Source organism: Lawsonibacter sp. JLR.KK007 (assembly GCF_036941135.1).
Lineage (GTDB): Bacteria > Bacillota > Clostridia > Oscillospirales > Oscillospiraceae > Lawsonibacter.
Map to the genome: position 1 here is coordinate 1 of NZ_JAYWSY010000001.1, position 23,822 is coordinate 23,822.

Below are 23,822 nucleotides of genomic sequence, written 5' to 3' on the forward strand. Positions count from 1 at the left end.
GTGCAACCGTACACGACGCCCGCGACGGGGTCCTCCATGTCGTCGGTCTCCATAGCGATAGAGCCGGAGGAAAACTCCTCCACGCTCTCGGCGAGGCCGTCGTCGGCAAAGAGCTTGCCGGAGGCGAGGTTTACGGTGAGGTCCGCCTTGACGAGGCGGCCCACCCGGACGGGGTCCTGGTCCTTATAGACCGGGAGCTTGCCCTCCGGCTCCTCCGCCACGGGGTTAAAATAGGGATATTTCGCCCCAAAACTTGCCATAGTAAAACCTCCTAAAATTTATAGGTTTCTGCTGTCGAGAAATTGGTTATAGACCCGCTCTCCGGCGTCTATCGCCTCTTTCTCTTTCTTCTTGTTCGCGGCGTCGATCGCGGGGCGGGCGGCTATGTGCCGCCCCGGGGCCCCGTATTCGTTGATAAAAGCGATCTCGGCGTTTCTTGTGGACCTCCCGCCGCGCTTGCGGGTCCCCTGGGGGTAGATGGTGAGGGAGCGCCCGTCCCGATCCTTTTTGACCTTCCCCTTTTTGACTGACTTCGAGGAAATCCCCAAAGAGTGCGGCCCTGTCCACTGTTTTTCAATCTCCGCCCGCTGGGCCGGGAGAATAACGCCCGCCTCGGCCTCAAGAATCCCCTCAACCACGCTATCCGGTAGGCGAGCCAGGGCGGCGAAATCGTCGGAGAGGGCGTCGAGCCCATTCACGGTGAGGCGTCCCATTCTCTTTCATTCCTCCTCTAAGCCCTCGACGGTTTCACACTCAAAAACATGGTGCTGACCGTCTTTATCCGAGGCGTTGGTATAGGCCGGATAGGTGAAGCCCGCCGAGGCGAGGGCTTTCTTAACGGCCCGCCGCTTTGCGGTAATGTCATAGCCGAGAGGGGCGTATAGATGGACCTGGACGGAGACCCGCTCCTGTTCCGGCTCGTCGTCCCCGTAATTGATCGGGGTTGTGTGGTAATTGAACGTGATGTAAACCGCTTTCTTGCCCTCGTAGGCGTCCGCCTCTGCGGGCGCTATAGGCTCCAGGACGGCCCGCAAGGTTTCATTGATACTCACCCCTCCCCCTCCTTGTCCGGCCCCTCCTGGGCCGTTTCTGGCGGCTCCTGGGCCTCTTTACAGTTTAGCTCGTAGGTCTCGCCGCTTTCGGTGTAGGCCCTCACGACCTCATAGAGGCGGCCCTCGTACTCCACGAGGGTCTCCTCCTGGTAGTCCGCGCCCCGCACCTCCAGGACGAGGGCGATCTTGTCCCCGGCCTGTTTTGCCGTGTAAAACTCGGAGCGCGTGGCGGTCTTTTTGTTGGCGAATACCTCCCGCCGCGTCTTGACCGTTTCCTTGTAGCCGTTCGGTTTTACCCTTTTTTCCTCTCGAATGAGGGCGGCCTCGTCTCTCCAGTACACGGCTACACCTCCCCGCCGACGTAGTCCGAGGACATAGCGAGGGAGACCTTGAGGCGTTCATAGACGGCCCGGAATTTTTCCGCGTCCTCATTGTCGAGGCCAAACTCCGCCTTGATATAGTTCATAACCGCCCGCTTAATGAGTGGGTCCTCCTCGTCCTGGGCCCGCTCGGGGAGGACTCCGCCGAGGGCGAGGTCCTCCCGGGCGGCGCGGATCAGGTCCACGATCTCCCCGTCAAACGCTGTCGACTTCGTTCGTACAGCCTGCCTCCCCGCGGCGAGATACTCCTCCGAGACGTCCGCCGCGGGTTCCCGGGCGGCGGGGCTCCGGCCCGTGCTCTCGCTCATGCTCCGCCTCCTTACGCCCCGGCGCTGGCCTTTTTCTTGATACGGAGGAATCCGTTTTCGGTGATAACATTCCCGCCGATCATAGCCTCGCCCATGACGGCGAGGAGGCCCTCCGCGAACTTATAGTCGCGGGAGACTTCCACGGTGTAGGGCCCGAACAAGTCGAGCTGATAGGCCAGGGGTTTCCCGTATGCCATGCAATAGGAGCCCGCCGCCGAGGTGGTCTTGGAGAGGGCGGGGAGCTCGTCCACAATGCAGAATTTCACCGCGAGGCCGCCGTCCTTGATCGTGCCCGTGGTGGTGCTGTTCTCGGAAAACTCAATTTCGTAAACGGCCTTTTTCTCGCTGGTCCCGCGAATGTCGCCGAACGCGATCAGGTCGTCCTTGTTGAGGAGAAGAACACCGCCGCCCTCGACATTGTTCGCGCCGCCATACTTGAGGGCAATCGTGCGGAGGGTTTTCTCGTCGATCTTGCCGATCTCCACGTCGGAGCCCGCCTCAATGGCCGCGGCTTTGAGAATACCCGTCGGCTCGGGAATGGTGGCCGCGGGGTCCCCGGTGACAATGAGGCCCCCGGTTTTCTTGCGGAGGGCGGTCAAAGCGCCCTCGGAGACCCGCCCCTGGTAGTTGAGGGGGGTCGTGCGCTGGATGTTCCGAGAGACATAGGACAGAGTGGAGATCAAAACGGGGGTAATCTTGGCGATACGGAGGACGGGGTCCGTGGTCGCGGGGGCGGTTCCGTCGTCCTTCTTGGTGGCCGCCGTCTGGCCGCCGCTTACCTCATAGGCCACGGAATCCTCGCCCATACCGTTAGCGTCCACGACGCGGACCATGTCCACGATCCCGGAGACGATATTCTGGCCGGGGTTAATCCCGGAGACGCGGGTCGGCTGGGCAATATTCCCGCTGGTGAGGGTGAGGGAGCGGCAAAGGGCGTCGGTGGTGATCTCCATACGCCCGCCCTCGGCGAAACGCTGGGCGCGGGCCTCCACGTCCTGGAGGGGAATCCCCTGGAGGTCGGCGAGGTAGGCGGCGCGGCTCTCCACGCCCACGGGGAGGCCGCCCCGGGCCTCGCCGCCCCCGGCGATCGGGTTCACGGGGCCGGGGGTAGGATCGCCGGAGCCCCGGTCGCCGTGGCCGCCCTGCTGGCCGTTCCGGCCCTCCAGGCCCGCCCCGCCATTGAGGCGGCGGGTCGCGGCCTCCCGGCGGTCGAGGTCCCGCTCCTCGGCGTCCAGGGCGTCGAGCTCCTTCTCCATGGCGTCCATATCGACGGCCCCCTCCCCGGCCAAAAGCGCCCGAATCTCGGCGCGGCGGGCGGCGATCTCTTTACGTCTTTTCTCAAACATAGTTTTTATTCCTCCTGTTTCTGTGTGGTGTGTGGATAGGTACGGGTCCGCGCTAAAAGCCTCCGCCGCCTCGCGGCTTGCTCCAAAGCCTTGACCTCCTTCGAGTGCTCCACCTCAAAGAAGGATCGGGCGGAGAGGTCCGTTTCCTCATAGGCGGGAATATCCACCGCCGAAACGTCGTATAGCTTGCGGAATTTAGTTATTCTCCGGGTGTGGGTGGCGGCGTCATACTCCGCCTCCTGCACCGCAAAGGAAAAACTCATTTTGTCGATATAGCCGCCGTCGATCTCCTCGTAAAGGTCCCGGCCCGCTACTGTGCCGGAGAGGTCCGCCTCTATGTCCAGGCCCCGGTCCGTGATGTTGAGGGTGAGGGTCTTGTTGCGGAGGCGGGCGACCACCTTCCCGCCGTGATTGTAGTTCATAATCACGTCGGAGAGGTCGCACCCGTCCAGCGCGTGGCGGTCGATCACTTCGTAATACTTGACGCCGTCGCACTCAAAGAGGACGGTCGGGGTATCGAACACGATCGCCGTCCCCCGCACCTTGTAGGCGTCCGACTCCCCCTCCCGGGGGACGAGGGAAAAGCCCTGCAATGCGCGATACTCGCGCCCCTTCTTAATGGGCATTTTAAGCGCCCTCCTTTCCGTCTTTCGGCTCTGTGGGTTCCTGCCCCTCCTCGGGCTCCGGCGTGTCCTGTGGGCCGCCGGAGGGCGGCTCCTGGGGCTCTTTCGGCGTCTCCTCCGCCTTTTGCCCTGTTGTCCCCATTTGGTACTTGTCCGCGATCTCGGCGTTTACCATGTTCAACGTCTGGACCCGGCGCTTTCCCTCGTCGCCGCCGATGGGCGGGAATCCGAAAATATCCAGCACTTGATCCAGCTCCAGGGCCCCGATCTGTGCCAAAAACTGCGCGGCCTCGACCCGCTTGTCCAGGGTCTCAAACTGAATACGATCCATTTCACAAAGGACCTCATTCCCGAAACCCTGTTCCCGCTCCGTAAAAATGGCATCGGTGAGGCCCTGGGCGAGTTGCATATAGAACGGGACGAGCTGGCCCTGATAAAAGGCGTCCATTTCCTCCGGCGTGGCCTTGTTCTGGACGATCGCCTCATTCATCCCGAAATAGTCGTAAATCTCCCGCCGGACAAATTCGAGTTGCCCGGTGGGGATCGGCGTCTCCTTCTGCTGGATGGGGGTATATTTGTGTTTGCTGTCCGTGATAATCACGCCGGAGCCGTTGGCCTCCATGCTGAAATTATCCCGGACAAAGGCGTCCCGCCGAGCCGCGAGGTCCTCTTGCTTTGTGACGGTCGGGGCCTCCAGAATCCCCCGGATCACGGAGACGAGTTTCGCAAATTTGCTCATTCCCTGGTTAAAGGCGTCCGCGGTCTCCAGGGCGGGGAGGAGGGGGCGGTTATCGTCCCCGAAAATATCATTGTCCAGGTAGTGACGGCGGAGGTGGACGAGGTGCTCATAGGGGACCGTGTAGACGTTCCCCGTCGCAAAGGTGAGGCGGGCATACATACCGCCCATATCCTCCACGAGGTCCACCCGGGAGGCGTTGATCGGATAGAGGGCGGTCAGCTTGCCGCCGTCGAACATGGGGAGGATAAAGGCGTTATTATACACAACGAATTGAGCGGCCACGCGGTAATAAAAGGCGTAGGCGGTCATATACGGATTAGGCCGGACCCGGAGAATCCGCTCTAAGCTGTCAGAAACGGTCTCCCGCCGCCCTCCGGCGCGGCGGATGTGCCGGGGCTGTATCTTTGCCGCGTTCCTGGCCCATGCGTCCACGGCGGCGCGGACGGTTCCAATGTCCCACGCCCGCCCATTAAATGGCGTAAAGCTGGAGTCATAGGACGAGAGGAGCCGAAACGCCGGGAGGTTGCTCCCGCTCGTTGGCCGTTTACCGAATACGGACTCAAAAAGTCCGCGAATATTCAAAAATCCCATTGTTTCACCCCACGGCATACATAAAGTCCTCGAAATATTTCACATACATAACCCACGCATTGAGAAGGGAGACCGCGCCGTCGATCCGCCGCTTGTCCGTGATTTTCACGGGCTGGATGTTGTTCAATCCCGATTTTTTAACGGCGGTATTTGTCAGACACCAAACAAGGATCGGGTTCCCGTTATAGTTGACCTGTTTCGCCTCCAGGGCGGCCCCCATTTCCCGCATTGGCTGGCTCCAGGTGTAGGGGCCCTGTGCGACGGCCTCCATGTCAAAGCCGTTCGACTTCATTTCGTCCACCCAATACCCGGCGAGGGCCCGGTCATAGCCGACCTTGATCGCGTCGATCTTCCACTCGTCCCGCATTTGGCAAAACCACGCCGTCACGTCGGAATAGTTGACGCGGTTCCCCGGGCAGATGGTGAGGAGGCCGCGGTCCGCCCATTTCCGATATGGGGCCTCGTTTGTGTTCTTGTCCTCCAGGTGCTCCACCCGTTTTTCCGGGAGGAAATATTGCTGTAGAACGTAGACGATCGGGTCCCCGGCTTTGCGTATGAGAAGGGTCGCACAAGTGAGGTCCGTTGTTGCAGAGAGATCGCACCCGCCGAGGGCGTAGGTGTTATAAACGTCCTGGAGCTCAAAGCGGAGTTCGCTTTGTATCGCCTCAAAGGATAGCCAGACGGCGGCGGATACCTCGCGGATGTTGAAATCCTTACAGAGGACGCCGGGGAGGTCCTCCGGCTTGATCTTTGCCCTCTGGACAAAGGCCGCGAGGGTCTTGTATTGCTTGATGGTCCCGAGGCCCGGGTTTGCCTTTTGCCACTTCGTCGGATCGGTCCACTCGTCCCGGCTGTCCAGCTCGTAGAGGATCGGGAGGAAAGTCGGGTCCTCCTCGACGCCGTCCGCGATCTTACAAGCGAGCTCATACATTTCGTCGAACACGCTCTCCCGGACCATGCCCGCCGTGGTAATCATAACGACAAGGGGCTGGCGGCGGCTGGAGGTGGATTGCTTCATAACCTCGTAGAGGTTCCGGTCCTTGATTGCGTGGAGTTCGTCAATAATGACGGCGTGGGCGTTGAGGCCGTCCAGGGTGTTAGAATCCGAGGCGAGGGCCTCGAAAATGGAGGCCGTGGCCGCAAAATAGAGGTCGTTCCGCCGCTTCTTGAGAACGGCCCGGAGCTCCGGCGATTGCTTGACCATGTTGATAGCCTCGGTGAGGACCTTTTTCGCCTGGTCCTTTTTCGTGGCTACGCTGTAAATCTCCGCCGCGCCCTCATAGTCTGCGATCAGCATATACAAGGCGATCGCGGCGAGGAGGGTCGACTTGCCATTTTTCCGGCCCACGAGGAACATAGTCTCCCGGTAACGCCGGAATCCGGTCTCCTTCTCCAGGAATCCGAAAAGAGCTTGAATATATGCCTTTTGGAAAAGCTCCAGCACGAGCGGGGCCCCGATCACGCCCTGGGATTGCTTGCAAAACCGCTCGGCGAATATAATCGGGCGCTCCCCGATCTCCTCGTCGAAATAATACGGGGAATCCGGGTCCGGCTCCTGTATCTCCCGGGCGAGGCGCTTGTAAACGGCCCGGACGCGGCGGCTTGTGACAACCTTCCCGCTCTCGATTGCCTCCCAATAGGCAAGGATATAATTCATTTTCTACCCGCCCCCGGGGGCTTAGTTGCGAAATTCATAAGCTCCTCCCCGGCCTGTTTTTGGGTCTTTTCCGGGAGGAGGTCGAGGAGGCTTTTCGAGAGGGCAGTAAACGACTTGATCGTGGTATTGTAGCTTTTGAGGGCCGGATTTTCGCGCCGGAGCTTTTGGGTTCCCTGGACAAAATCCTCGATCAGTTCGCCGTTGTTGATCTCCTCCACAAGGCGCTCCAGGGTGACAGTTGTCACGGCCAGTTGATAGATCAAACCGTCGGCAAACTGTTTCTTTTCGGCGGGCAATTCTCGGAAAAGTTTAGCGATTTTTCGCTTTTTTACCTCCGTTTTTTCAGCGGTTGAGAGGCTTTCATAGGAAGTTTTTGGTTTTGCCATAAGATGTATAAACCTCCTCTCCGGCGGGCTGTACCCCCCCCCTTATGTGTGCGCCCGGGGGGTTATAGACGGGGATGGGACGCGGTTCGGAAAAGCCCACCCCCGGGGGTCCGAGGTGGGGGGGAGGCATGAGCGCCGAGGACTCGCCGCGGCTGTTCGCTTTTCTTTTCCCGCTCGACCGCCGCCGAGGCGCTGGCCCCGCGTGGCCGGACGGATGGGCGGCCCGGGGTCGGGATGGGTGGGCGTTTTCTGCTGGGCTTGCTTTCACCTGTGGTTTATTTTCCCTTGCGTTGTGATCCGCTTTTGCTATGACAGTAACTCACGCTTGACAACATTTCCCTCGTCGTCGAACGTGAGCCCGCTGTCTGTTGCCAGCTCCCCGGCGTGGGCGAGGGCGTGGCACTCTCGGCAAAGCAATTCGAGATTGTCCTCGCTGAGCGCAATTTCTGGATTGCTGATATTCTCCGGCGTGAGGTGCTCCTTGTGGTGAACGATCTCCCCGAGGGCCCCGCACCTTACGCATAGGCCCGCGTCCCGGTTGAATACATAGGCCCGAGCCCGCCGCCACTCTTTCGAGAGATAGAACGCTTTCGCAAAGTCCCGCACCGCCGCCGCCCTCCCGTCTTTGCCTGGAGCCGAGGGACCGGGCCCCATGCCCCGGCGCGTGGTCCCGCTCCAGGCGGCTATATGTCCACAAGGTAATTAAACCACGGCCACGGCCCCCGGTGTCCCCGTTCGGGGACGCTCCGAAAATTTATTTTTCCCGGCCACAAAGGCGGTCAAGGGAGACCTCGAAAAAGTCGGCCAGCGCCTCGGCGTCTGTGAGGGTGGGGACACGCTCCCCCCGCTCGTACCTGGAGAGGGCGCTTTTGCTTATTCCGCATAGCTCGGCCAGGACCCGGCGGCTTATCCGGCGGCGTTCCCGGAGCTTGCGGAGCTGGTTCGGAAATTCACTCTTTGCCACGGGGTCCACCTCCTCCACTGTTGCGATCAGTTACCCCCCCCCGCCGAGGGGCGTCCTGGGGCGATCATACGGTTTTGCCTCCGTGTCTGTACTCCCGCCCGAGGTTGTATTTGTGCTTTGCCATAACCACGGCGTCCACGTCCACTCCGAGGGCGGCCATGAGGTCCAGAGTGCGGAGGAGGACGTCGGCCAGCTCGACGGCGATCCCCTCCGGCTTGCAAGGACCGTCCGCGCCCTCCGCCCCTGGTTGGCCCGCTCTGTCGCATATGGCGTAATACTGACAATCCTCCTCAGCGAGGGCGCACGTCCCATAAACGAGCGGGGCCCCGTTCCGGTATTCCTCCAGGGCCTCGGAGAGTTCGGCATGGATCAGACAAAGCGCCTCGGGGAGCGCGGGCGGCTTGTCCCACCATCCATGAGCGACGGCGTTGTCGTGGACCTCTTTCGCTAACTGGTTGATGTTCATTTTTTGCGATCTCCTTCCTGCTGTGGTTTGGGTTCAAAACTTTACACATTTACAAGGCTTTCGAGGCGGGTTTATTCCCGCTTCTTTTTGGGCCGCTTTCTCGGCGGCGGTTTGAGGACATACTTATAATAAAGGTATCCGTATTTCGTCGCCGTGGCCTCTACGAAAATATAGCCTTTCGGCGGCCTGGGCGGCTTGTCCTCTGTGTAGTTTCGCTTGACGGTGGTCGGTTCCTCATAGTCCGGCTTTTGGAGGGTTTTCCGGGAGCCCTTCCACCTGTGGCCGCCGACCTCCGGCGTCCAGTGATTAAATAAGTAGTTGGCGAGGCCCGTATAGTCCCGCCCCCGGTCTACGCCGTCGTAATAGTTATGTTCCCGGAGGTTTTCGATCCGTAGGACGGAGCCCGAGGTCCATTGTCGGCGGATCAGGTCCTCCGGTATGCCCTCACTTATCATGTGGAAGTGTATCCGGTGAGTGTTTTTGCCCCGGCCCATGTAAAGCATGATTTTAGCGCCTGGGGCGTGGTATATGAGGCGATTATAGAAATTATCCCGGACCCGCCTCGCCTCCTGGAAGGTGTGGACCTCGTGCTCGTCGTCCATGGTTAAGGTGCTATATTTAGATGTAGGCCCGAAATTGTTATTTACGATCCGGGCGTGTTTTCGGCGGGAAATTCCGAGCTTGTGGGCGGCCCGCTCCTCCTCTGTTTTGAAACGGGGCCGCGGCTCCGCCTTGTCCAGGTTTTTTATTCTGTCCGGGACATTGAAAACCACTTGCTCGCATACGGCCCCCGAAAAAATTCGCCTTTTGACTCTTTGCATATCAAAAAACCGCCTTTTCTTTTGGCCTGTGGCTCTTGCCTTTTTAGCCCGGAGGTGGTAATATAATAGTGGTATAGCAATCAGCCCTCCGGGCGGTTGCGCCCCGGACGCTCTCGTCAAGCGTCCGGGGCTCTTTTTTATGCTCTGGAAATGTAGGCTTTCGCCGTGCGGTCCTTCCCCTGGGCGAGGTCGACGCCGATCACATAGCCCCGGGCCCGCTCGGTCGGCGTGGCTCTGGCCGTCTCCGCGGTTTCCGGGCGGCGGTCCATGCACTCGCACCGCTCGCCGTGGTCCAGGTGGTCCCCGCACCTGGGACAAATTTTATAATTCCTCCCCATGTTTTCCCGCTCCTTTCCTGGTCTCGCTCCGCGGTTCCGGGGCGTCGAGATCATAAAATAAAATTTTGTATCCTTCCGGGACGCACGAGCGATCCATAGCCGTTTGTAAAAATAGGCTTATTTCCCTCCACCGTGCGGAGTATATCCTTTTTCTGCTGTCGTCTGCGAGGATCAGTTGGTCGTATTTGTATGCACAAATTCCCGAGCCCGCCGTCCCTGGAGTTATTGCCGTGATCCGCGTCCCGTCCTTTAGGGTCAAAAGCCCCATTTTCAATAAATCGGTTCTTATTTCCTCCTGATTGTCTCTTGCAAACCGTTGAAACGCCGCCTTTGTCTGTTGGGTGTCGTATCCCATGAACGCGATCTCAAGCCTTTTTATCGTTTCCTTCACTGTCTGCCCCTCCATAGCTCCCGGAGCTCCACAATCCAGTCCTCGGCGATCCGTTTCCCGGTGTAGTAGATAAAAGGAATTACGAGGAGGAGGTATTCCCCGCCGTGGGCAGTATAGCCTCGCTCTATCAGGGCGGCCCGCTGTCCCCACGCAAAGGCGGCGGCGGTTGCCAGGAGGACGGCGACCAGCTCGACCGCCGCCGCGGCCCGGTTCTTTCCCTTTTTCACGGCTCCGCCTCCTCCGGCACATACCGCCGTAACCACATTTTCCGGCATTTTTTACAAGCTATTTCCGGTCTGCGGAGAATTTCTCCGCTTTCGATCCCTGTCTCGTAATAGTCCGTATCCTGGGTGTATCTCTTGCAAAGAGAGGCGTTGTCAATGAAACAATGGTATTTTGCCGTTTTTGGTATGTAGGCGTTTGCACTTGCGCCCGTTTCGCTCATTACTGGAAGTTGCCAAACCGGGAGATCGTTCACGTCTCCACCTCCCCGAGACCTAACCGCTCTTTCAATCGGTCAAGTTTTGCGGCCTTATATGTCCTAACCATAGCGCGGCAATTATGGAGGGCAATCATTTGCTCCAGCATAATTTGAACGTCTGCGATCTCCTCCGCAATACTCCCGCGGTTGTCTTTCCCCCTGGCATTTTTGCAAAGTTCTTTTTGTAGTTCTGCCATTTCCTCAAATACCATGAGGGTTTGAGCGTCTGCGCCCCATTTTCGAGGGCGGCTCTATAAATGTCCGCTTCTCTCATTTCTCCGCTACCTCCCCGAGCCTTTCAAAGGTGCAAGCGCAGGCGATCTGCGTCCAGGGAGTGCGCCACAATTTCGCGGCGGCGATCATAGCCTCATAGCGGGAGGCCCCGAGGACCTCGACCGTCTCAAAGCCGGAGCCGGGAGGAGGGGAGACCCTCCAGCGATAGACCCGGCGGCTCACGGTTCCACCTCCGCCGCGGGCTCATACTCCCCGCCCAAAACGCCGACCTCCACGCCGCCGACCTTGATAAATAGGATCGGCCCATACTGCCCCGGCGCTTGCCGGACAACCTCGTACACGCCGCCCACCTCCGGGCGGTTTTCTGGATCGGTCGGGAGCTTCTTTGTAATCTTGATTTTCAAGCGGTTCCCTCCTATCTCCGCCGCGGGTCGTAGTCCTCAAAACGCGGGCACGACCGGAAAATAAACCGATTATTTACCCACCTCTGGAGGAGCTTTATCTCCCGCGGAGCGGTTTCTTTTTCGTACACCATGACATAGGGGTCATATCCGAGATCGCGGAGAAAATAGACCCTCTCTAAATCCTGCTCCTGTGTTGAGTTGAAATTTACAAGGACATAGACGCCGAGTTTTGAATAGTTGAGATCGCACTTTTTACGGAATTTTTCAAAATACGGCCTCAAATTCTGCTCCGGGTTGTCCCACGCGAAATGAATCCGTTTTATTTTTATAGCTGTTACGAGGTCCTCGACGCCCTCGATCAAGCGAATATCGAGCCCTTGGGTGAAGTCCACCCACGCGCCGGAGGCGGCGAGCTCTTGGAGAAGCCGTTCCCGATCCTTACACGCTAAAATGTTAGGGTCGAGGAGCTTAATTTCCCGTTGTCCGTTCCAAAACTCGGAGAGATCGGCGATTTGCCGGGAGGTTGTCCCCTCCTTTTTTCCCACAATGCAGAATCTGCATTGACGGGGACAGCCGCGGGTCAGGAATCCATAAGCCCGCCCCGCCGTGGCCTCTGGATATAGGCCATAGTCCGGGAATATGTGCTCGATCTCCTCCGGTAGGGGCGGGCCGCCGTCTGGATAGAAATAGCCCGTCCCGCCCCGCTCGATCTCGCCGGCGTATATGACGGAGTCCACGTCCGCCGAGCCTGGGAAAACCTTACTCATATAGACCTTGTCGTAATGGTTCATAGGAAACCACAGCTCGACCTTGTCGCCCTTCGCCTTGTGGTATGCGGATATTTTCATAAGCGGGAGGGACGGCCAGTTGTGGCCGTCCACGTCGATTAAGCCAATTCTCACGGCGGCGTCTCCCTCGCCGCCTCCGGCGGCGGCATATCCCCCGGAAGTAACTGGAGGGCGAGAAGGCCGCCTTTTGTTTCTCCGACTTCCCGGAATCCGGCGAGCTTGTAGGTGTACCCCCATGTCTTGAGGCCGTGGACCATTGTCGGGCGCACTTTTCGGCGGTCGATAAAGGTCACGAGGCCGAGGTCTGGCGGCTCTCCGAAATAAGCCCGCGTCGCGGCTACTGCGTCCCGGATCATTTCGGAGGCCACGCCTGCGCCCTCATTCCTAAAGGCCGAGCATACCCACGCGCCCGCCCATGCGTGGCGCACATATTGAGCGAATGGGTAGGACGTTACCCAAAATGCCCTCCCGGTCTCCGTCTCCGTGTAAAGCACAAGGGCGCGGCCCGGTGGCACAAATTGAGGTGTCCCCGGCTTTTGCCTGTTATAGTGTCGGTCCGCCACTTCCCGGGCCCGCGGGTCTGCTTTATAGCTCAATTCCCAAATCACGGCGTCGCTCCCTTCTCAAATACCCCGGCCTCAATTAACCTGGATACGATCCGCTTTATCATTACGGGCGGGACGGACATAGCGCAAACATAGAGGGCCCGGTAATAGGTATTTCTGATAAAGTCGAAATCCTCCGGGAATGTCTGTATATGGATCAGGTCCTCAATGCTTACCCGTGTTTTCTCCTCTCCCCGGTATTGGTCCGTCCTCGCTGTGAGCGTTGGCGGTATATCGTCCTCCCATACGATCCGGGTCGTAAAGCAACGCTCCCGCTCCCCGATCCGCTTATATACGGCGGCGAGGTCTTTGTCCTCCGGTGTCGCCTTTTGCAAGGCCCGAAACGACATACTTTCCCGTCCTACCGCTCCGCCCTCTCCCGACTTGATCTCCCGAAAACGCACCGGCTCATAATAAAATGACATATCGAGATCGACCGGATCGACGCCGAGGTCGTTCCGTATTCCCACGAAAAAACTCTATGTCTCGTTTGTGGGACTCCCATGTTTTCACCCTTGAGGAGCCAATGGTGGACCTTGTACCCCGCTTTCTTGAGGCGCTTGTAAATCTCCTGGACATACCCCCACGCCTCGCCCATAATCAGCCCCTCGACGTTTTCCAGGATCACGCACCGCGGGCGGAGCTTTTCTACCGTCTCAATGAATACAAACGGGAGATCGTCGAGGGTCTGTTCCTTTTGTCCTTCCCGGAATTTTTTCGCTTTCCCCCATGTTTCCGCCCTTTTCCCGGCGACGGAGAATGTGGTACACGGCGGGGAGCCGTCCAGAATGTCCAGCTCAAAAAGCTCCCCGGGAATCTCCTCGGCCGGGAGCCGGTTAAACTCCCGTATGTCCATGAGGTAGTTGTATTTTGGGGCGTGGTTCCTCACATAGACCTCATTCATACGGGGATCAATTTCCACACACCCGAGAACGTCGCACCCGGCGAGCTTGTAGCCCATAGTCGACCCGCCGCCACAAGCGAAACACGAAAATACTTTTAACCCGTTCTTTTCCCTCGGATAGTCTGAAAATCTCCATTTCCAATCCGTCGATTTTTCCGGCTTGAATTGCTCCCCTCCCGGCGTCAAATCAAATATAGAGAGGTTTTCCATGAGATCACTCTCCGGCCTCAAGATCGCAAGAGCGGGTTTCGCTCCTGGATACCTTGATTTTGCCCTTGCTGGTAATGGAGAATTTCGCTTTACACTGGCCCCGGATATTGAGGGACGCCGAGGAAATCGGCCCCCGGGCGATCAGCTCGACCACACGCTCCAGGAGTTCGATCGCGCCGTCCCCGGCGATCGGCTTAAAGCCGAGGTCCTCGGCCCTCTCCCCGAAAAGGCGGTTTACACGGTCCCGGGCGTCCTCGATCTGTTCCGCCGTGCGGCGGGCCGTCCGGGCGCTCGGGCAGGAGCAAACCTCCGTCGCCGTCTCGTCCGCCGCCGCCTGGGACGGATGGGGGCCCACCTCCTGGAGTTGGCCGCAATACTTACACGCCCCCGTCGTGACGGCAAAGGCGACGCCGACCTCCGGCTTTCGGTTCTCCACGGCCTCCGGGCAATCACAAACGCGGGTCGCGGCGGCGTTGGCCGTCCGCTGTGTGGGATAACCGCCGCCCTTTGCGCCCTCCAGGGTAACGCCCCACTCTCGCCCGCAATAGTTACACTTGCCAAAGGTGAAGGAGCCGACCTCCTCGTCCTCCTGGGCGTCAAGCGTGGTTTGTTCGCTTTCCCCGGCGGGCGGCTCCTCCCCGGTCGGACCACCCTCCGCCGCAGTGAGCCCCTCCAGGTATGCGGAGAGGTCCCGCTCCTCCTGGATTAGCCGCGCCTCCTCAATATCGTAATTGTTTGATACCTTCGTTTCGGCGTCGAAATTAGCGATCTCGCCGCGGCGGGAGCGGATCGCCGCGAGCTTTTCCCGGGCGCGGTCTGCTGTGGTAGGTGCCGGGGCTCCGGCGTCCTCCAGGGCGTGGCGGAGTTCCGCCTCCTCTCTTGCAAGCTCCGCCTGTTCGGCGTCCAGGGTGGCGTCCTCCTCCTGGAGGGCGGCGCGGTCGTTCGGGTCCACCTTGTCCCGGCCCTCGAAATTGAGATAGGCCAGCTCCCGGCGGCGGTTGTCAATCCTGATTAACCGATCTTGCACTTCGGCGAGGCGGGCCCGGTCCTGGTTGATCGCGGCGATCATGCGCTCGTGATCCTCCGGGCTCATGTCCCCGGCGTATGTAAAATAGTTGGAGCCCTCCTCCTGGCTGGGCGCGTCGGAGTAGGGGAGCGCCCCGGCCTCTCCGGCCTCCGCCGCGGCCTTTGTGACGGCCTCCAGCGTGATAGACCAAACGGCGACATTTTCGTTATAGATGGGCTCGACCTTGCTCACAACGGCAAAGCGGCGGGCCGCCGACTCCGGCATGGATACGGGGGAGGCCCACTTATAGGCGGTCTGTCCCTCCGCAACGGTGGAATCCGCCGCGAGGATCACGCGGTCCGAGGGCTCCCCGTTCGCCGGGTTCTTGAGGCGGGCCCACGGCTCCCGGAGGAAAACAATGTCCCCGGCGTTGACGGGCGTCGTAAAGGTGGCCCCGCCGTCGTGTGCGTAGATCACGCCCTCCCGGATCAGGTTCCAGCGCCCGGGGGCCGCCTCCTCCATTTTTGCCCCCTCAACATAGGCGGCGGGCGCGGGCTTGATCGGTTTCGTGATGGTGAGGCCGCCGAGCTTTTCAAACTCCCGGGCGTCCTGGGCTGTCATTACAAGAGCTTTCATGGTATAGCAATCTCCTTTCGTTTATATCCACATTAGGGGATCTGGAAAATCCCGCCTCATTCCTTCCGTCCCGACCACGGGGAGGAGGGAATCTTTCATAAATACGGGGACACCCGTCTCGTCGCAATAGGAAACAATCTCCTCCACCCATTCCCGCCGAGGGCGGCGGGCGCTTGCTCCCGGCCCGGTCTCCGCTCCTATGATGGCCCAATCTATCCACGGGACCGCACATTTTACCGGGCGGAGCCGAGGGTCCGCCGAGCCGAGGAGCGGCTCAAAGCTGATAAACCGCTTTCCGTAGAGCGGGAGGTCTGCGATCTTGTGGAGGTCCCGATAGCTCGTCACGGTGACGCCGTACCATATATTTTTGAGGTCCCCGTAGATGTGCCGCCATATCGGGAATAAATTCATGTACGCCTCCGGGCGTTTGGATAACAATAAATACTCATGCTGTGGATTTTTCTCGATCGCGTCCAAGACGGCGGCGGCCCATGTCTGCCTCCAGTCCGCCGGGTCGCTCATAGAGGTGAGGAACACTTTCGCGGGCTTTTTGCTTTTCAGTTGCTCCAGGCGCTCCGGGAAAAACTGCGGCTCCGAAAAATCCGGTACATAGTGAAAACGGGCGTTGATCCTCCGGGCGTAGCAGTACGGGCAACCATAGGAGCACCCGACAACCGGGTTTAAGGTCTTGTCGCACCACTCAATTTTTGTTTGGTTCACCTCTCCGCCTCCTTCCCGCCGATGGTGATAACCAGGACCGGGGCCGGGTCGTCGCTCGGCCATACCTCCGGCCATTCGTCCAGGTCCAGGGCGATGCGCTCGACCATGTTGTCCCCGCATACCTCCACGCAACGGGTAGAGCGGAGCTCCTGGGCTGTTCCTCCGGCCACGCCCTCGCACTCATGCGGGCCCATGCGGTGGACTATAAAGACGCGGTCCCCGTCCTGGAGGACGGCAAGGAGGGCGGCCAGGGTCACGCGATCCCGCCGAGTTTCGGCCATTTCTGGACCGCCTCCTCTCTCAAAGCCTCCGCCGCCGCGGCCCCGAAAAGCTCGAAAACCGTCCGTGAGGTGTTCGCCGCCGAGTGCTCCGCCCGGATATGTTCCGGCGATCCCTCGGGATAGAGGGCGAGGTCCGCCGCCGCGAGGAGGAAATAGCCCCGGAGGGTGGTCAAAATGTTGTTGTCGGTATTCTTCACGGTATAGCAATCTCCTTTTCTTTAGTTTACCGGGGCCCGCTCGCCCCGGCGCTTGATGTTCCTCTCAAAGGTCCGCTGTGCGACCTCGGCGCTATACACCCGCCGACCATACTCGTCTACGGCCCCGGTGTATCCGTTGGGGAGTTCTCTGTAAATCGTCGCCGTGTGATAGCCGATCCTCTCGGCAATCTTTGCCGCCGGGGCTCCTCCGTTGTGGAGCTTCTCAATTTCTGCCCGCTCAGTCGGCCCGAGATAGCGGAGCTTTCGGCCCATGTTCCCCGTCCTCCTTTCCCAAAAGCATAAAAAAATTGAAGTGCGTCGAGCTCTTTCGAGCTTTCGCACTTCAATGGTAAATCAACATTCCGAAAAAAGTTACAAATTTCCTCTTGACAAATCCGGCCCGGTGGCTTACAATCAAGGATACCGATGGGGCCTGTGCCTATAAAACGGGGCCCCGGAGTGTATAAGCTACTGCGGAAAAGAGGTGGGCACAGATGCAACAGTGTTATGTTACCCCTGGAGTTCTCTTCCCCTGCAAGCGGTTGGAGCATACTGTGCACGTCTCTGCGGTCTGATGGACCGTATCTTCAGCGTCTACACAGCTTTTTTCTCCCATCGTTTGCAGTGCAGACGGTGGTTTTTTGTACCCATTTTCAGACTGATAGAGAAAGGAGGTGGCAGGTATGACTATGCCCAAGCAGGAGGTCAACAGCATCTGGTCCAAGGTCCGCGAGGATAAGGATATCGACGATCTGATTTTTGATTACGATGCGTACCACACCGGTGAGGACAGCATTTGCAGCGACCGCTGACAGGCCGCTTGTACCCAGCGGAAGGCTGAATGGAAGGAATGAAGCGCTGCGGCGGAGGCCGCGGCGCTTTTGTTTTGGGCGTACATGGGCCAACCCCCTTCCGCATGGAGCGGGTTTCGGTATATGTTTCTGAAGCGGGTCCCGCCCAGCTGGACGCACAGCCTTTTTGCACAAGAACTCCAGCAAAAAAAGGTCAGAATATTCCGCAGGAAGGGCTTGCTTTCTGGGAAGGATTATACTAAAATAAGTGGCAAGTGACTAGAACGTCCGCCCCAAGGGGCAATTTTTCCCGGACCGCTCCCGGGGAACTATTTGGAGGTCGAAACATCATGAGCAAGACTAGAAAAGTAGGCTTTACCGAAACCGTCCTGCGTGACGCCAACCAGTCCCTGATTGCCACCCGCCTGCCCTACAGCAAGTTTGAAAACATTCTGGAGACCATCGATAAGGCCGGCTACTACTCCGCCGAGGTCTGGGGCGGGGCCACCTTCGACGTCTGCCTGCGCTACCTGCAGGAGGACCCCTGGGACCGCCTGCGGAAGATCCGCAAGAAAATGCCCAACACCAAGCTGCAGATGCTGCTGCGCGGCCAGAACATCCTGGGCTACAAGCACTACCCCGACGACGTGGTGCGCAAGTTTGTGGAGTACTCCATCAAGAACGGCATTGATATCATCCGCATCTTCGACGCCCTCAACGACGCCCGCAACCTGGAGGTGGCCATCGACGAGACCGTCAAGCAGGGCGGCCACGCCTCCGGCACCATCTGCTTCACCACCAGCCCCGTCCACACCCTGGAGAAGAACGTCCAGATGGTCAAGGACCTGAAGAGCATGGGCGTCAAGTCCATCTGCATCAAGGATATGGCCGGCATCATGGGCCCCAAGGAGGCCTATGACCTGGTGTCCGCCATCAAGGACGCCGTGCCCGAGCTGCCCCTGGTCATCCACACTCACTGCACCACCGGGCTGGCCTTCATGACCTGCCTGAAGAGCGTGGAGGCGGGCGCCGACGTGCTGGACACCGCCATCTCCCCCATGTCCGGCGGCACCGCTCAGCCCGCCACCGAGACCCTGGCCTACGCCCTGCGCTCCCTGGGCTACCAGGTGGACCTGGACGACAAGGTGCTCATCCAGATGGCCGACTACTTCAAGGGCGTCCGGGCCGACTTCATCAAGGACGGCACCCTGGACCCCATCTCCCTGACCACCGACACCCAGTGCCTCAACTACCAGATCCCCGGCGGCATGCTGTCCAACCTGATCTCCCAGCTGAAGATGATGAACGCCATCGACAAGCTGGATCAGGCCCTGGCCGAGACCCCCAAGGTCCGCGCCGACCTGGGCTATCCTCCCCTGGTCACCCCCACCAGCCAGATGGTTGGCTCCCAGGCCGTGCAGAACGTGCTGGCCGGCGAGCGGTACAAGGTGGTGGGCAAGGAGATCAAGGCCTACTGCCGGGGCGAGTACGGCCGCACCCCCGCCCCCATCGATCCCGCCATCCAGAAGAAGATTCTGGGCAACACCCCCGTGGTGGAGGGCCGCTTTGCCGACTCTCTGGAGCCCGAGTTTGAGAAGACCAAGAAGGAGCTGGGCGCCACCGCCAAGAGCGACGAGGATGTGCTGAGCTACATCGCCTTCCCCCAGGTGGCCATGGCCTTCTTCAAGGACCGGGAGGCCGGCTTCCCCAAGAAGGAGGACCCCAAGAAGGCCGGCGCTGCTCCTGCCGCCCCCAAGGCGTCCGACCTGCCCCCCATGCCCGCCTGGCAGGGCCATGTGTACTACGCCAACGTGCCCGCCACCGCAGCCAACGGCATGACCTCCCGGCCCATCCAGCCCTTTGCCGCCAGCTATCAGCCCCCCCATCTGGTAATGGGCGCGATGGATACCTGCCCCGGCAGCTACACCATCACCATCGACGGCAAGGCGTATCAGGTTTCGGTCGCCGCCGCTGACGGCCCCGCCCCCGCTGCGCCGGTGGTTGCCGCTCCGGTTGCCGCCGCCCCTGTGGCCGCCGCTCCCGCCCCCGCCGCCGCCCCTGCACCCGCCCCGGCTCCTGCCGCCGCGCCCGCCCCTGCCGCCCCCGCTGCCGGCGAAACTCCTGTTCCCAGCCCCATGCCCGGCAACGTGTTCAAGGTGGAGTGCAAGCCCGGCCAGGCCGTGAAGGCCGGCGACGTGCTGGTCATCCTGGAGGCCATGAAGATGGAGATTGAAGTGACCGCCCCCGTGGACGGTACCGTCAAGTCCGTGGCCGCCGCTCAGGGCGCCGCCGTCAACACCGACGATCTGCTGGTGACCCTGGGTTAAGCTTCAATATGTTCAAGTCTCCGGTTTGTCCGGGGACTTGTTTTTTGTATTCATGAAATCCAGCACCTGTATTTCAGAATCTGCCGCAGCGCAGTATAGTTCCTCGCACTCCTGTTGGGCCGAAATCAGAATTTCGATAGCCTGATTGGACGCACGAAAAAGCTTCAGGTACATTTCTTTGTAGTCTGGCATAGTTATCCCGCCTTTTCTGAAGATTCAAAAAATTAAGCCACTATATGGTGGCATACCGCCAGCTGAAATGCAACAAAATAGTAGCATTACCCGAAAGGGGGATGCCGCTATGCAGTTTCAGCGATTAGAGGACCTGCGGATCGATGCGGATAAAACTCAGGCGGAGATTGCGGACGTGCTATCCTGCAAGCGGGAGGTGTACCGCCGCTATGAGAAAGGAATCCGGGAGATTCCTGTCTGGGCGCTGATCAAGTTGGCGAAGTATTACCAGACGAGCACGGATTATATTCTGGGTCTGAGCAATCAAAGGAATCCCCGGTGAAAACCGGGGACTTATTTTGTGTTTGGGATTGTTTTTCTCTATAACAGCGTGTATAATGTATACTAGTGAAATACTGACCACATGATGAGGAGGAATATCATGGAAAAGCTGCTGGAACTGCTGGAGCAGGACTGCACCATGCCCATCTCGGCGCTGGCCGCCGCCGCAGGAGTGACCGAGGCGGAGGCTAAGGCCGCCGTCAAGCAATACGAGGACGACCGCACCATCCTGGGCTATCAGGCCATCGTCGACTGGGACCGGGTGCGCAGGGAGACGGTGACCGCCCTCATTGAGGTCAACGTCACCCCCCAGTCCATTGACGGCTTTGACCGCATTGCGGAGCGCATCTACCAGTACGACGAGGTGGAGAGTATGTATCTCATGAGCGGCTCCTTCGACCTGACCGTCATCATTTCGGGCCGGACCCTGCGGGAGGTGGCTCAATTTGTGGGCGAGCGGCTGGCCCCCATCCAGGGCGTCACCGGTACGGCTACCCACTTTATTCTGAAAAAATACAAGGAAAAACATCTGGTGTTCCGCCCCCAGGACCCGGAGGAAAGGGAGTACATCTTCGTATGAATTATGACAGCATCCTCAACCAAAAAATACAGAACATCAAGCCCTCCGGCATCCGGAAGTTTTTTGACATCCTGGAGGAGATGACCGACGCCATCTCCCTGGGCATCGGTGAACCCGACTTCGTCACCCCCTGGCACATCCGGGACGCGGGCATTTACTCCCTGGAGCGGGGCCATACCAAATACACCTCCAACGCCGGCATGCTCCAGCTCCGCCGGGAGATCGCCGCCTACCTGAACCGCCGGTTTGACCTCCAGTACGACTATGCCGGACAGATCCTGGTCACTGTGGGGGGCAGCGAGGCCATCGACCTGGCCCTGCGGGTGCTGGTCGATCCGGGGGACGAGGTCATCGTGCCCGCCCCCTCCTTCGTGTGCTACGGCCCTCTGGCCGAGATGGCGGGGGGCGTGCCCAAATACCTGGAGCTGAAGGCGGAAAACCAGTTCCGCCTCACCCCCGAGGAGCTGAAGGCGGCCATCACTGAGAAAACCAAGGTGCTGGTGCTGCCCTTCCCCTGCAATCCCACCGGGGGGACTATGGACCGCAAGGACCTGGAGGCCGTCGCCCAGGTGCTGGAGGGTACTGGCATCATGGTCATCTCCGACGAGATCTACGCCGAGCTGACCTACGGCCGCCGCCACGTCTCCCCAGCCAACCTGACCAGCCTGTACGACCGCACGGTGGTGGTCAACGGCTTCTCCAAGAGCCACGCCATGACGGGCTGGCGGATGGGCTACGTCTGCGCCCCCAAGCCCATCATCGCCGCCATGACCAAGCTGCACCAGTTCGGCATCATGTCCGCCCCCACCACCAGCCAGTACGCCGCCGTGGAGGCCATGCGCAGCGGCGATCCGGACATCGAGCACATGCGGGAGGAGTACGACCGCCGCCGCCGGTATCTGGTGGAAAACCTGAACCGCATCGGCCTGGACTGCTTCGAACCCAAGGGGGCGTTCTATGTCTTCCCCGATATCCGCTCCACCGGGCTGACCTCGGAGGAGTTCTGCGAAACATTCCTGCTGGAGGAGAAGGTGGCCGTCATCCCCGGCTCCGCCTTCGGACCGGGCGGGGAGGGCTTTGTCCGGGCCTGCTACGCCGCCTCCATGAAGGACATCGCCGAGGCCGTGGCCCGGATGGACAATTTCCTCACCAATTTGAGAAGAAAACAGGGAAAAGAGGAGAGTATTTGATGAATATCGTCTGTTTGGATATGGAGGGGGTTCTGGTTCCCGAAATTTGGATCGCCTTTTCGGAGGAGAGCGGCATCCCCGAGCTGCGCCGCACCACCCGGGACGAGCCCGACTACGACAAGCTGATGACCTGGCGGCTGGGCATCCTGAAGGAGCACGGCCTGGGCCTGAAGGAGATCCAGGCGGTGATTGCCAAAATCGACCCCCTGCCTGGAGCCAGGGAGTTTCTGGACAAGCTCCGGTCTGAGACCCAGGTGGTCATTTTAAGCGACACCTTCGAGCAGTTTGCAAAACCGCTGATGAAGAAGCTGAACTGGCCCACCATCCTCTGCAACACCCTGGAGGTTGGGGAGGATGGAGCCATCACCGGCTATCAGATGCGCTGCGAGAAGTCCAAGCTGACCACGGTGAAGGCCCTCCAGTCCATGGGCTACGACACCATCGCCGCCGGGGACAGCTTCAACGACCTGGCCATGATCCAGGCCAGCAAGGCGGGCTTTTTGTTCAAGTCCACCGGCACCATCAAGGCCGCCCACCCCGAGCTGCCCGCCTTTGAGGAGTTCGCCGAGCTGCTGGCCGCCATTGAGGGAGCCCTGCACTGACACTGTAAAATGAGTTGAGAGAGATGAGCATTATGTTTCGAGATTTGCCCTTCAAGCCCGCCAGCATTTTACTGCCCCAGGACTGCGACCTGACCCTGTGGTCGGTGGTGGCCTGCGACCAGTACACCTCCCGGCCCGAGTACTGGCAGCGGGTGGAGGAGCGGGTGGGCCGGGCCCCCTCCGCTCTGCGGATGATTCTGCCCGAGAGCTGCCTGGAGGGTCCCAGCGTAGAGACGGACATCATGGAGATCAACAGCAATATGAGCCGTTACCTCCGGGAGGGCCGTTTTCGGGAGTACCCCGACGCCCTGATCTATGTGGAGCGCACCCTGTCCAACGGCGGCGTCCGCCGGGGGCTGGTGGGCATGGTGGATCTGGAGCAGTATGACTACGAGCCAGGGTCCAAGGCCGCCGTCCGGGCCACCGAGGGTACGGTGATGGCCCGCATCCCGCCCCGGGTGGCGGTGCGGAAAAACGCGCCCATCGAGCTGCCCCACGCCATGCTGCTGGCCGACTGCAACGATATCATCCCTCCCCTGTCCGGCCAGACGGGGGAGATGGAGCTCCTCTACGACTTTGAACTGATGGAGGGGGGCGGCCATATAAAGGGCTGGCTGCTCACCCAGGAGCAGCAGGAGCAGACCGCCCAGGCCATCCGGGAGCGGAAGACATGGGCGGACCGGGAGCGGGACGGCCTGCTCTTCGCCGTGGGGGACGGCAACCACTCCCTGGCCGCCGCCAAGGCCTGCTACGAGCGGCGCAAGGGGCTGACCGACCCGTCCCAGTGGCCCGAACTGCCCTCCCGGTACGCCCTGTGCGAGCTGGTCAACTTCTATGACGGCTCGGTGGAGATCGAGGCCATTCACCGGGTGGTGTTCGGCGTGAAGCCGGAGGAGCTGCTGGAGGCTCTGATGGACCATTACCCCTCCACGGTGCAGGGCGCCGGCGAGGGACACACCCTGTCCTATGTCATCAACCGGTGGAGCCAGGGGACGGTCACCGTCACCCGGCCCGAGGCCAGCCTTCCGGTGGGCACCCTCCAAAGCTTTCTGGACCAGTACATAGCCGCCCACCCCAGGGCCCGGGTGGACTACATCCACGGGGAGGACGAGGCCCGGGCCCTGGCCGGCGAGCGGGAGGACGCCATTGCCTTTCTGCTGCCCGCCCCGGATTGGGCGGAACTGTTTGATACCATTGTCCGGGACGGTGTTCTGCCCCGCAAGACCTTCTCCATGGGGGAGGCCCAGGACAAGCGGTTCTATCTGGAGGCCCGAAAAATCAGAAGGTGAGG

General features: G+C 60.1%; 37 protein-coding genes and 1 pseudogene. 8 read left to right on the top strand and 30 right to left on the bottom strand.

Annotated features, from left to right (window positions below; translation table 11 throughout):
- The 29 genes and pseudogenes from VV088_RS00005 to VV088_RS00145 all read right to left on the bottom strand — a co-directional run.
- Window positions 1-260 (bottom strand): annotated as a pseudogene (locus tag VV088_RS00005) (hypothetical protein); the annotation flags it as partial.
- Window positions 261-278: 18 nt separating this feature from the next.
- A complete protein-coding gene (locus VV088_RS00010; RefSeq protein ID WP_334598862.1) occupies window positions 279-713 on the bottom strand; it encodes a hypothetical protein in 435 nt (144 codons plus the stop codon).
- Window positions 714-719: 6 nt separating this feature from the next.
- Window positions 720-1,052 (bottom strand): hypothetical protein, encoded by a 333-nt coding sequence (locus VV088_RS00015; RefSeq protein WP_334598863.1) that lies wholly within the window; start codon window positions 1,050-1,052, stop codon window positions 720-722.
- On the bottom strand, window positions 1,049-1,393 hold the full coding sequence (locus VV088_RS00020) for a phage head closure protein (protein WP_334598864.1): 345 nt from the start codon (window positions 1,391-1,393) through the stop codon (window positions 1,049-1,051). The genes VV088_RS00015 and VV088_RS00020 overlap by 4 nt, the downstream gene beginning before the upstream one ends.
- 2 nt (window positions 1,394-1,395) lie before the next feature.
- Window positions 1,396-1,740, bottom strand: coding sequence for a phage head-tail connector protein (locus VV088_RS00025; RefSeq protein ID WP_334598865.1), 345 nt, complete (start codon window positions 1,738-1,740; stop codon window positions 1,396-1,398).
- An 11-nt stretch (window positions 1,741-1,751) separates the two neighbouring features.
- Window positions 1,752-3,086: a phage major capsid protein gene (locus VV088_RS00030; RefSeq protein WP_334598867.1), complete on the bottom strand. Its 1,335-nt coding sequence runs from the start codon at window positions 3,084-3,086 to the stop codon at window positions 1,752-1,754.
- A gap of 5 nt (window positions 3,087-3,091) precedes the next feature.
- Window positions 3,092-3,712 carry an HK97 family phage prohead protease gene (locus VV088_RS00035; RefSeq protein WP_334598868.1) on the bottom strand — a complete coding sequence of 207 codons (621 nt, stop codon included), beginning with the start codon at window positions 3,710-3,712 and terminating at the stop codon, window positions 3,092-3,094.
- A 1-nt stretch (window position 3,713) separates the two neighbouring features.
- A complete protein-coding gene (locus VV088_RS00040; protein ID WP_334598869.1) occupies window positions 3,714-5,039 on the bottom strand; it encodes a phage portal protein in 1,326 nt (441 codons plus the stop codon).
- 4 nt (window positions 5,040-5,043) lie between these two features.
- Window positions 5,044-6,696: a terminase large subunit gene (locus VV088_RS00045; protein WP_334598871.1), complete on the bottom strand. Its 1,653-nt coding sequence runs from the start codon at window positions 6,694-6,696 to the stop codon at window positions 5,044-5,046.
- Window positions 6,693-7,082: a hypothetical protein gene (locus VV088_RS00050; RefSeq protein ID WP_334598872.1), complete on the bottom strand. Its 390-nt coding sequence runs from the start codon at window positions 7,080-7,082 to the stop codon at window positions 6,693-6,695. Before VV088_RS00050 ends, VV088_RS00045 begins: the two co-directional genes overlap by 4 nt.
- Before the next feature lie 306 nt (window positions 7,083-7,388).
- Window positions 7,389-7,688: an HNH endonuclease gene (locus tag VV088_RS00055; protein WP_334598874.1), complete on the bottom strand. Its 300-nt coding sequence runs from the start codon at window positions 7,686-7,688 to the stop codon at window positions 7,389-7,391.
- Window positions 7,689-7,836: 148 nt separating this feature from the next.
- Window positions 7,837-8,046, bottom strand: a complete 210-nt coding sequence (locus tag VV088_RS00060) for a helix-turn-helix domain-containing protein (protein WP_334598875.1) — start codon at window positions 8,044-8,046, stop codon at window positions 7,837-7,839.
- Window positions 8,047-8,110: 64 nt separating this feature from the next.
- Window positions 8,111-8,512 carry a hypothetical protein gene (locus VV088_RS00065; protein WP_334598876.1) on the bottom strand — a complete coding sequence of 134 codons (402 nt, stop codon included), beginning with the start codon at window positions 8,510-8,512 and terminating at the stop codon, window positions 8,111-8,113.
- Window positions 8,513-8,583: 71 nt separating this feature from the next.
- Complete coding sequence (locus VV088_RS00070; protein ID WP_334598877.1) at window positions 8,584-9,333, bottom strand: hypothetical protein; 750 nt, start codon at window positions 9,331-9,333, stop codon at window positions 8,584-8,586.
- A gap of 137 nt (window positions 9,334-9,470) precedes the next feature.
- Window positions 9,471-9,671, bottom strand: coding sequence for a hypothetical protein (locus VV088_RS00075; RefSeq protein WP_334598879.1), 201 nt, complete (start codon window positions 9,669-9,671; stop codon window positions 9,471-9,473).
- Window positions 9,655-10,062 (bottom strand): hypothetical protein, encoded by a 408-nt coding sequence (locus VV088_RS00080; RefSeq protein ID WP_334598880.1) that lies wholly within the window; start codon window positions 10,060-10,062, stop codon window positions 9,655-9,657. The genes VV088_RS00075 and VV088_RS00080 overlap by 17 nt, the downstream gene beginning before the upstream one ends.
- The gene (locus VV088_RS00085; protein WP_334598884.1) at window positions 10,059-10,289 is read right to left on the bottom strand and encodes a hypothetical protein; all 231 of its coding nucleotides are present in this window, start codon (window positions 10,287-10,289) and stop codon (window positions 10,059-10,061) included. Before VV088_RS00085 ends, VV088_RS00080 begins: the two co-directional genes overlap by 4 nt.
- A complete protein-coding gene (locus VV088_RS00090; RefSeq protein ID WP_334598886.1) occupies window positions 10,286-10,540 on the bottom strand; it encodes a hypothetical protein in 255 nt (84 codons plus the stop codon). The genes VV088_RS00085 and VV088_RS00090 overlap by 4 nt, the downstream gene beginning before the upstream one ends.
- A 273-nt stretch (window positions 10,541-10,813) precedes the next feature.
- Complete coding sequence (locus VV088_RS00095) at window positions 10,814-10,999, bottom strand: hypothetical protein (protein ID WP_334598887.1); 186 nt, start codon at window positions 10,997-10,999, stop codon at window positions 10,814-10,816.
- Complete coding sequence (locus tag VV088_RS00100; protein ID WP_334598888.1) at window positions 10,996-11,181, bottom strand: hypothetical protein; 186 nt, start codon at window positions 11,179-11,181, stop codon at window positions 10,996-10,998. Before VV088_RS00100 ends, VV088_RS00095 begins: the two co-directional genes overlap by 4 nt.
- An 11-nt stretch (window positions 11,182-11,192) precedes the next feature.
- Entirely contained in the window at window positions 11,193-11,972 is a 780-nt protein-coding gene (locus VV088_RS00105; RefSeq protein ID WP_334598889.1) for a radical SAM protein, read from the bottom strand.
- A gap of 107 nt (window positions 11,973-12,079) precedes the next feature.
- Window positions 12,080-12,325 (bottom strand): hypothetical protein, encoded by a 246-nt coding sequence (locus VV088_RS00110; protein WP_334598890.1) that lies wholly within the window; start codon window positions 12,323-12,325, stop codon window positions 12,080-12,082.
- 248 nt (window positions 12,326-12,573) lie between these two features.
- Entirely contained in the window at window positions 12,574-12,924 is a 351-nt protein-coding gene (locus VV088_RS00115) for a hypothetical protein (protein WP_334598892.1), read from the bottom strand.
- 11 nt (window positions 12,925-12,935) lie between these two features.
- On the bottom strand, window positions 12,936-13,688 hold the full coding sequence (locus VV088_RS00120; protein WP_334598893.1) for a DNA cytosine methyltransferase: 753 nt from the start codon (window positions 13,686-13,688) through the stop codon (window positions 12,936-12,938).
- 4 nt (window positions 13,689-13,692) lie between these two features.
- On the bottom strand, window positions 13,693-15,330 hold the full coding sequence (locus VV088_RS00125; RefSeq protein ID WP_334598894.1) for a hypothetical protein: 1,638 nt from the start codon (window positions 15,328-15,330) through the stop codon (window positions 13,693-13,695).
- 21 nt (window positions 15,331-15,351) lie between these two features.
- Window positions 15,352-16,050, bottom strand: a complete 699-nt coding sequence (locus VV088_RS00130; protein ID WP_334598895.1) for a DUF5131 family protein — start codon at window positions 16,048-16,050, stop codon at window positions 15,352-15,354.
- Complete coding sequence (locus tag VV088_RS00135; protein ID WP_334598896.1) at window positions 16,047-16,331, bottom strand: hypothetical protein; 285 nt, start codon at window positions 16,329-16,331, stop codon at window positions 16,047-16,049. The genes VV088_RS00130 and VV088_RS00135 overlap by 4 nt, the downstream gene beginning before the upstream one ends.
- A complete protein-coding gene (locus VV088_RS00140) occupies window positions 16,304-16,528 on the bottom strand; it encodes a hypothetical protein (protein ID WP_334598897.1) in 225 nt (74 codons plus the stop codon). Before VV088_RS00140 ends, VV088_RS00135 begins: the two co-directional genes overlap by 28 nt.
- A 21-nt stretch (window positions 16,529-16,549) precedes the next feature.
- Complete coding sequence (locus VV088_RS00145; protein ID WP_334598898.1) at window positions 16,550-16,801, bottom strand: helix-turn-helix domain-containing protein; 252 nt, start codon at window positions 16,799-16,801, stop codon at window positions 16,550-16,552.
- Window positions 16,802-17,211: 410 nt separating this feature from the next.
- Here VV088_RS00145 and VV088_RS00150 point away from each other — a divergent pair, with 410 nt between their 5' ends.
- The 3 genes from VV088_RS00150 (at window position 17,212) to VV088_RS00160 (ending at window position 19,646) form a co-directional block, all read left to right on the top strand.
- Window positions 17,212-17,340, top strand: a complete 129-nt coding sequence (locus tag VV088_RS00150; RefSeq protein ID WP_334598899.1) for a hypothetical protein — start codon at window positions 17,212-17,214, stop codon at window positions 17,338-17,340.
- A gap of 29 nt (window positions 17,341-17,369) precedes the next feature.
- A complete protein-coding gene (locus VV088_RS00155; protein WP_334598900.1) occupies window positions 17,370-17,582 on the top strand; it encodes a hypothetical protein in 213 nt (70 codons plus the stop codon).
- Window positions 17,583-17,669: 87 nt separating this feature from the next.
- A complete protein-coding gene (locus tag VV088_RS00160; protein ID WP_334598901.1) occupies window positions 17,670-19,646 on the top strand; it encodes a pyruvate carboxylase subunit B in 1,977 nt (658 codons plus the stop codon).
- 12 nt (window positions 19,647-19,658) lie between these two features.
- On the opposite strand, the gene VV088_RS00165 is transcribed toward VV088_RS00160, so the two are convergent.
- The gene (locus tag VV088_RS00165) at window positions 19,659-19,838 is read right to left on the bottom strand and encodes a hypothetical protein (protein WP_334598902.1); all 180 of its coding nucleotides are present in this window, start codon (window positions 19,836-19,838) and stop codon (window positions 19,659-19,661) included.
- 109 nt (window positions 19,839-19,947) lie between these two features.
- Between VV088_RS00165 and VV088_RS00170 the strand changes: the two genes are divergently transcribed.
- The 5 genes from VV088_RS00170 to VV088_RS00190 all read left to right on the top strand — a co-directional run bounded on the left by VV088_RS00170 (window position 19,948) and on the right by VV088_RS00190 (window position 23,820).
- Window positions 19,948-20,160, top strand: a complete 213-nt coding sequence (locus VV088_RS00170; protein WP_334598903.1) for a helix-turn-helix domain-containing protein — start codon at window positions 19,948-19,950, stop codon at window positions 20,158-20,160.
- A gap of 99 nt (window positions 20,161-20,259) precedes the next feature.
- On the top strand, window positions 20,260-20,739 hold the full coding sequence (locus VV088_RS00175) for an Lrp/AsnC family transcriptional regulator (protein ID WP_334598904.1): 480 nt from the start codon (window positions 20,260-20,262) through the stop codon (window positions 20,737-20,739).
- A complete protein-coding gene (locus tag VV088_RS00180) occupies window positions 20,736-21,929 on the top strand; it encodes a pyridoxal phosphate-dependent aminotransferase (protein WP_334598905.1) in 1,194 nt (397 codons plus the stop codon). Before VV088_RS00175 ends, VV088_RS00180 begins: the two co-directional genes overlap by 4 nt.
- Entirely contained in the window at window positions 21,929-22,531 is a 603-nt protein-coding gene (gene thrH, locus VV088_RS00185) for a bifunctional phosphoserine phosphatase/homoserine phosphotransferase ThrH (protein ID WP_334598906.1), read from the top strand. Before VV088_RS00180 ends, thrH begins: the two co-directional genes overlap by 1 nt.
- Before the next feature lie 23 nt (window positions 22,532-22,554).
- The gene (locus VV088_RS00190; protein WP_334598907.1) at window positions 22,555-23,820 is read left to right on the top strand and encodes a DUF1015 domain-containing protein; all 1,266 of its coding nucleotides are present in this window, start codon (window positions 22,555-22,557) and stop codon (window positions 23,818-23,820) included.
- Window positions 23,821-23,822: the final 2 nt, after the last annotated feature.

What these genes read in the sequence shown, in the direction of transcription:
- VV088_RS00150 (WP_334598899.1), top strand. Translation starts at nt 17,212, where the DNA reads ATGACTATGCCCAAGCAGGAGGTCAACAGCATCTGGTCCAAGGTCCGC.
- VV088_RS00120 (WP_334598893.1), bottom strand. Translation starts at nt 13,688, where the DNA reads ATGGAAAACCTCTCTATATTTGATTTGACGCCGGGAGGGGAGCAATTC.
- VV088_RS00145 (WP_334598898.1), bottom strand. Translation starts at nt 16,801, where the DNA reads ATGGGCCGAAAGCTCCGCTATCTCGGGCCGACTGAGCGGGCAGAAATT.
- VV088_RS00135 (WP_334598896.1), bottom strand. Translation starts at nt 16,331, where the DNA reads ATGGCCGAAACTCGGCGGGATCGCGTGACCCTGGCCGCCCTCCTTGCC.
- VV088_RS00165 (WP_334598902.1), bottom strand. Translation starts at nt 19,838, where the DNA reads ATGCCAGACTACAAAGAAATGTACCTGAAGCTTTTTCGTGCGTCCAAT.
- VV088_RS00115 (WP_334598892.1), bottom strand. Translation starts at nt 12,924, where the DNA reads ATGTCGTTTCGGGCCTTGCAAAAGGCGACACCGGAGGACAAAGACCTC.
- VV088_RS00010 (WP_334598862.1), bottom strand. Translation starts at nt 713, where the DNA reads ATGGGACGCCTCACCGTGAATGGGCTCGACGCCCTCTCCGACGATTTC.
- VV088_RS00180 (WP_334598905.1), top strand. Translation starts at nt 20,736, where the DNA reads ATGAATTATGACAGCATCCTCAACCAAAAAATACAGAACATCAAGCCC.
- VV088_RS00025 (WP_334598865.1), bottom strand. Translation starts at nt 1,740, where the DNA reads ATGAGCGAGAGCACGGGCCGGAGCCCCGCCGCCCGGGAACCCGCGGCG.
- VV088_RS00070 (WP_334598877.1), bottom strand. Translation starts at nt 9,333, where the DNA reads ATGCAAAGAGTCAAAAGGCGAATTTTTTCGGGGGCCGTATGCGAGCAA.
- VV088_RS00125 (WP_334598894.1), bottom strand. Translation starts at nt 15,330, where the DNA reads ATGAAAGCTCTTGTAATGACAGCCCAGGACGCCCGGGAGTTTGAAAAG.
- VV088_RS00030 (WP_334598867.1), bottom strand. Translation starts at nt 3,086, where the DNA reads ATGTTTGAGAAAAGACGTAAAGAGATCGCCGCCCGCCGCGCCGAGATT.
- VV088_RS00175 (WP_334598904.1), top strand. Translation starts at nt 20,260, where the DNA reads ATGGAAAAGCTGCTGGAACTGCTGGAGCAGGACTGCACCATGCCCATC.
- thrH (WP_334598906.1), top strand. Translation starts at nt 21,929, where the DNA reads ATGAATATCGTCTGTTTGGATATGGAGGGGGTTCTGGTTCCCGAAATT.
- VV088_RS00040 (WP_334598869.1), bottom strand. Translation starts at nt 5,039, where the DNA reads ATGGGATTTTTGAATATTCGCGGACTTTTTGAGTCCGTATTCGGTAAA.
- VV088_RS00110 (WP_334598890.1), bottom strand. Translation starts at nt 12,325, where the DNA reads ATGATCCGGGACGCAGTAGCCGCGACGCGGGCTTATTTCGGAGAGCCG.
- VV088_RS00190 (WP_334598907.1), top strand. Translation starts at nt 22,555, where the DNA reads ATGAGCATTATGTTTCGAGATTTGCCCTTCAAGCCCGCCAGCATTTTA.
- VV088_RS00045 (WP_334598871.1), bottom strand. Translation starts at nt 6,696, where the DNA reads ATGAATTATATCCTTGCCTATTGGGAGGCAATCGAGAGCGGGAAGGTT.
- VV088_RS00155 (WP_334598900.1), top strand. Translation starts at nt 17,370, where the DNA reads ATGGAAGGAATGAAGCGCTGCGGCGGAGGCCGCGGCGCTTTTGTTTTG.
- VV088_RS00065 (WP_334598876.1), bottom strand. Translation starts at nt 8,512, where the DNA reads ATGAACATCAACCAGTTAGCGAAAGAGGTCCACGACAACGCCGTCGCT.
- VV088_RS00075 (WP_334598879.1), bottom strand. Translation starts at nt 9,671, where the DNA reads ATGGGGAGGAATTATAAAATTTGTCCCAGGTGCGGGGACCACCTGGAC.
- VV088_RS00050 (WP_334598872.1), bottom strand. Translation starts at nt 7,082, where the DNA reads ATGGCAAAACCAAAAACTTCCTATGAAAGCCTCTCAACCGCTGAAAAA.
- VV088_RS00035 (WP_334598868.1), bottom strand. Translation starts at nt 3,712, where the DNA reads ATGCCCATTAAGAAGGGGCGCGAGTATCGCGCATTGCAGGGCTTTTCC.
- VV088_RS00170 (WP_334598903.1), top strand. Translation starts at nt 19,948, where the DNA reads ATGCAGTTTCAGCGATTAGAGGACCTGCGGATCGATGCGGATAAAACT.
- VV088_RS00160 (WP_334598901.1), top strand. Translation starts at nt 17,670, where the DNA reads ATGAGCAAGACTAGAAAAGTAGGCTTTACCGAAACCGTCCTGCGTGAC.
- VV088_RS00105 (WP_334598889.1), bottom strand. Translation starts at nt 11,972, where the DNA reads ATGAACCATTACGACAAGGTCTATATGAGTAAGGTTTTCCCAGGCTCG.